This window comes from Holdemanella sp. (genome assembly GCF_056804935.1).
This window is the reverse complement of the sequence record NZ_DBMEXE010000108.1, coordinates 1-5,309: the sequence shown is the minus strand read 5'-3', so window position 1 is coordinate 5,309 and position 5,309 is coordinate 1. Positions and strand designations below refer to the sequence as shown.

Here is a 5,309-nt window from a genome sequence, read left to right as displayed (position 1 = left end):
AAGTCTTGAGATCAACTCATCCACTGTAATAATAGGATACCCTAATTCTTCTAATGGATATAAACGAGCACTCGATATTTCTACTAATGTAATGTCTTTACTAATGGATTGAAGTAATTCAATCATATGCGGTGCATCCTTCTCTTTTAATACCGAAAAATAAATCTTTCCTGTAAAATCCTTCAAAGATTGTATCAACGCTGTTATTCCATGTACGTTGTGTGCTCCATCTAATAAAACCAATGGATCTTTTCTAAGAACCATATATCTGCCTGCCCATTGAAAATGATCAATTACCTGTTGAATTTCATTTTCTTCGAGCCAAATTCCCAGTACATTCAACGTTTCTAATGCTAGAGATAAATTTTTAGCCTGATATAATGGTGGATTCAAATGAAATGTCATACCATTCCATCTCAATACATCAGTTTCTTGACAATCAATAAAACATAGTGGTGTTTTCATATAATCTGCAACAAGCTCCATTACTTTTTGGCATTCCGGTTTATCTTCGGTTGTCAAAGCAGGAACATTTGGCTTAAATACACCTGATTTTTCATAAGCGATTTGTTCAAATGTATCCCCTAAATATTCCGTATGATCAAGTCCTACATTAGTAATTAAGCAGGCTTTATAATCCAAAGCTGTTGTCGCATCCAAACGACCACCCATCCCAGCTTCAATAATGCAGTAATCAACTTGTTGTTCAATAAAATAGGCCATTGACATCCATAGATCCATTTCAAACATTGTCATCTTATGTAATAAGAATAACTCTTCATATTGATCATAGATTCTTTCCCAATCAGCTAAAGTAATACATGTATCATTCACGCGTATTCTTTCTGTATGATGAATCAAATGTGGAGATGTAAAAACCCCTACTTTATATCCTTTTTTCATCAACAAATCTCTTAGCCAAATTGAAGTACTTCCCTTTCCGTTTGTACCAGCTACCTGAATCTTTTTTAAGGCTGTATGATTTGGCATTGCATCCGTTAACCATTGTCTGAATTCTAATAGGTCATGGTTTTTTCCACGACAATTTTCCATTTTATTAATTTTCTCTTGTACATTCATGGTATTATTATATCACTAAAGAAAGAAGTGAATCACATGATTATGCATAATGACTGGGATCAACTGTTTGATCAAGAAATACAAAAAGATTATTTACTAAATTTACGCTATTTTTTAGCTAAGGAATATAAGACAAAAAATATTTATCCTGCAAAAGAAAATATTTTTGCAGCCTTTAAAACAACTTCTTTAAAAGATACAAAAGTTGTTATTTTAGGACAAGATCCATATCATGGTCCAGGACAAGCTCAAGGTTACTCATTCAGTGTACCAAGCAACTTTCCTTTACCTCCATCTTTACAAAACATGTATAAAGAACTAGAAAATGAGTATCAAACTCCTGTACATCGCACGGGTGATTTGACCGACTGGGCTAAACAAGGAGTACTATTAATGAATACTATCCTTACAGTTGAAGAGCATAAACCTTTATCTCATCAAGATAAAGGATGGCAGAATTTTACAAATGAAGCTTTAAGATGGATCAATGAAAAGGATGGCCCTGTTGTATTTTTATTATGGGGATCTAAGGCTATCCAGGCCAAGAAATTACTAACAAATCCAAAACATTTAATTCTTACAAGTCCGCATCCAAGTCCTTTAAGTGCTTATCGAGGTTTCTTTGGAAACAATCATTTTAAGCTTGCGAATGAATATCTAATTAAAAACAATGAAACGCCTATCCAATGGATATAGGCGTTTTTCTTATAGTGAAGAAGAAAAAAGAAGCATCATTCTTGATACTTCTAGTCTTTCATTTCATTGAACACTTGTAATGCTAAGCAGCCAAGTCCCGTATGAATTCCGACTGCACTTACTAAATTGATTACTTTTACTTTAGCGCCTTCTATTTGGCTTTCAATCTTTTGAGCATACTCTTTTGCAGCATCTAATGCATCAACGTGCGCAACAATAAATGTATAATTAGAATCTACATTCAATTCTTTTAAATGTTTAATAACACGATCTTGAGCACGTTTCATTGTACGAACTTTATCTAATACATCTACTTTTCCATTCGTACTTTTACCAATGTGTAAAACAGGTTTGATTTTCAATAAACCACCTAGTGCCGCAGCCATTGGTGTCAATCTTCCACCACGTTTCATATGATCTAAATCATCACACAACAACACAGTTTCACAACTATCCGCAATGCTTTGTAGTTTTTTAATAATTTCATCAATTGGAATGTTTGCTTCATACATCTTTTTAGCTGTCTCAATCATACATCCTTGTTCAACCGCTGTGCAATAACAGTCAACGCCTACAAATTTCATTTCTAATTGATTTGCAATCATTTCCATAGAATCTAATGTTCCGGATAATCCTCGACAAATAGGAACCGCAAAAATTGTGTCATATCCTTCATTTTTTAATTCTTCAAAACAATCTTGAATTTTGCCTAAACTTGGTAAAGATGTTTTTAAAACCTTTTTCTCATGTAATTTTTGAATCACTTCAGAATATGTAATTTCGGTATATTCATCTTTTGATTCACCATCACAAGTAATTTGTAATGGAAGACAATAAATTCCTTTTTCTTTCCAATAGTCTGGATGCTGGCCTGTTCCGGTATCCGTCACAAATGCAATCTTCATGGCTAGGCCCCCTTTACTTTTTTCACAAATTGAACGCCTACAGCACCTAATCCTGTGTGTACTGCAATAACGGCATACATTGGATCTGTATGAATTTGAATATCTTCGCCAAACACATCGTGTAGCTCATCTATCGCAATTTGTGTACCTTCTTGATTTTCTCCATTTAATACATAAAATTCATAATCTTGTGCATTCGCATCTTTTGAAATCACTTTAACAGCTTTTTTAATAGCTTTGGACATTGTACGTACTTTATCAAAAACATCGACTTTTCCTTCAGTATTTTTAGATACTTCCAAGATTGGTTTAATTTTCAACATTCCTGCAAGCTTAGCTGCCATTGGAGTTAATCGTCCTCCCTTAGCTAGATGATCTAAATCTTCTGGAATTAAAAAACCACGTGAATGATCTACGCTGTCTTTTAAACGTGAAATGATTTCTTCTGGGTGTATTTCTTGTTCAACTAATTTTTGAGCTGATAACACCAAATATTTTTCCACACCTAAAGTAGTATATATATCTAATGTATGAATTTTAACCCCATGCCATTTACCAGATGCCTGTATTGCCTGATTTGTTCCTGATAATCCATTTGATAGAGTTATCAAAATAACATCCGTAATACCATTATTTTTATATGATTCTAATAAAGCCTCAATATCGCCTAATGGTGGCATGCTTGTTTGAGGCATAAAGCCTCTTTCTAAGAATGAATTTAATTCTTCTACTGTTAAATTCACCCCATCTAAATATGTTTTATCTTCTATTTGAACCTGTAAAGGTAAAAAATCAATTCCTAACGCTTGTGCTTCTTGTTTGGTTAATCCACAACCACTTTCTGTCAATACTCGAACCTTCATTAAAACCCTCCTTTTTTTGAAATCATCCTAATCCTAACATGAAATATTAATTTTCTCAAATGTCTGATATAATTAGTTTGAGGTGATTTGTATGAGCGCTTTCATTTCTTTTGAAAATGTAAAAAAGACTTATCATATGGGCGAAATCGACATACATGCGTTAGATGATGTGAGTTTTGAAATACAACAAGGCGAGTTTGTGATTATCGCAGGAGCCAGTGGTGCTGGTAAAAGTACTATCCTAAATCTACTGGGTGGAATGGATACTGTCAGTGAAGGAAGAATCATTGTAGATGGTCGTGAAATCAGTTCTTATAAAGAAAAGGATATGACACTTTATAGAAGATATGATGTTGGATTTGTTTTCCAGTTTTATAATCTAGTTCAAAATCTTACTCTTCGCGAAAATGTTGAACTTGCAACACAAATTTGTAAGAAACCACTTGATATAGATGAAACTATAGAACTTGTTGGACTAAAAGATAGAATGTTCAACTTCCCTAGCCAGCTTTCTGGCGGTGAGCAGCAGCGTGTCGCAATCGCAAGGGCATTAGCTAAAAACCCAAAGCTTTTACTTTGTGATGAACCCACAGGTGCTTTGGATTATCAAACAGGTAAACAGGTTCTTAAGGTCTTACAAGATACGTGTAGAACGCAAAATAAAACTGTCATAGTTATTACCCACAACTTAGCATTAACACCAATGGGAGATAAGGTCATTAAAGTTCGTAGTGGAAAAATTGAAAGTATTACATGTAATGAGCATCCTATGGATGTAAATGACATAGAGTATTAATATGCCTTCTTCTTATTTAAAAGATATTTTCCGTGAAATTAAAATCTCCCTCGGTCGTTTTCTATCTATCCTTTGTATTGTCGCAATTGGTGTGGCATTCTTTGCCGGCATTAAAGCGAGTGCACCGGATATGAAAAACAGTGCCGATATGTATTTTGATAAATATAATGTTCAAGATATACAAATCTATTCAACTTTGGGACTTACCAAGAAAGATGTAAAGGCCATTCAAAAATTAAAAGGTGTCAAAGCCGTACAGCCAAACTTTTCAATGGATACATTGTCTCAAATTGATTCAACACAAATGGTTATTAAAGTCATTTCTTATGAGATTGATCAAAAGATGAATAAGATCCGTGTAGTCGAAGGAAGAATGCCTGAAAGAGAAAATGAGTGTTTGATTGAGGCTAGTTCTGCAACGAATAAGCTATATGGCACTTTCCATATTGGAGATACAATCAAATTACAGAGTGGTACAGATGAAGCTTTATCTAACTCCTTGAAAAACACAAAATATAAAATTGTAGGTACTTGTTATAATCCGAATTACTTATCTTATGAGAAAGGATCAAGTAATATTGGATCAGGAACGGTAAACTCTTTTATATATATACAAAATTCAAATGTTTTAAAGGATTATTATACAGAAGTTGATGTTTGTGTTAAGGGTGCAAAAGAATTAGATTGTTATAGCGATGCATATTTTGATGTTGTTGATCCTGTATTAAAAAGAATCAAAAAAATTGCAAACAAACAAATCGATGTACGTATTCAGTCTTATCAATCTAAATTAGATGAAAAAAAACAGGAAGCAAACGATGAATTGAATGATGCAGAAAATAAATTAAATGATGCTCAAGATAAGATTGATTCGGGTCTTGCAGAGATTCAAAGTAATGAAATTAAGCTCCAGAATTCTAAAAATCAAATTGATCAAGGGTGGAATGAATATTATGCAAATTTACAATT

6 protein-coding genes are annotated in these 5,309 nt (G+C 33.4%); 3 read left to right on the top strand and 3 right to left on the bottom strand.

Annotated features, from left to right (window positions below; genetic code table 11):
* Positions 1 to 1,053, bottom strand: a 1,053-nt coding sequence (locus tag ACZQCL_RS06015) for a bifunctional folylpolyglutamate synthase/dihydrofolate synthase (RefSeq protein ID WP_482482235.1), incomplete at its 3' end; no start/stop codon positions are given.
* A 63-nt stretch (positions 1,054 to 1,116) separates the two neighbouring features.
* Here ACZQCL_RS06015 and ACZQCL_RS06010 point away from each other — a divergent pair.
* A complete protein-coding gene (locus tag ACZQCL_RS06010; RefSeq protein WP_199670850.1) occupies positions 1,117 to 1,776 on the top strand; it encodes a uracil-DNA glycosylase in 660 nt (219 codons plus the stop codon).
* A 50-nt stretch (positions 1,777 to 1,826) separates the two neighbouring features.
* On the opposite strand, the gene ACZQCL_RS06005 is transcribed toward ACZQCL_RS06010, so the two are convergent.
* Together ACZQCL_RS06005 and ACZQCL_RS06000 are read right to left on the bottom strand one after the other, a co-directional pair.
* Complete coding sequence (locus ACZQCL_RS06005; RefSeq protein ID WP_329994128.1) at positions 1,827 to 2,681, bottom strand: DegV family protein; 855 nt, start codon at positions 2,679 to 2,681, stop codon at positions 1,827 to 1,829.
* 2 nt (positions 2,682 to 2,683) lie between these two features.
* Entirely contained in the window at positions 2,684 to 3,544 is an 861-nt protein-coding gene (locus ACZQCL_RS06000; RefSeq protein WP_227993611.1) for a DegV family protein, read from the bottom strand.
* A 91-nt stretch (positions 3,545 to 3,635) separates the two neighbouring features.
* Here ACZQCL_RS06000 and ACZQCL_RS05995 point away from each other — a divergent pair, with 91 nt between their 5' ends.
* Together ACZQCL_RS05995 and ACZQCL_RS05990 are read left to right on the top strand one after the other, a co-directional pair.
* The gene (locus ACZQCL_RS05995) at positions 3,636 to 4,340 is read left to right on the top strand and encodes an ABC transporter ATP-binding protein (protein WP_117572008.1); all 705 of its coding nucleotides are present in this window, start codon (positions 3,636 to 3,638) and stop codon (positions 4,338 to 4,340) included.
* A gap of 1 nt (position 4,341) precedes the next feature.
* The coding region (locus tag ACZQCL_RS05990; RefSeq protein ID WP_482482234.1) for an ABC transporter permease at positions 4,342 to 5,309 on the top strand (968 nt) is incomplete at its 3' end.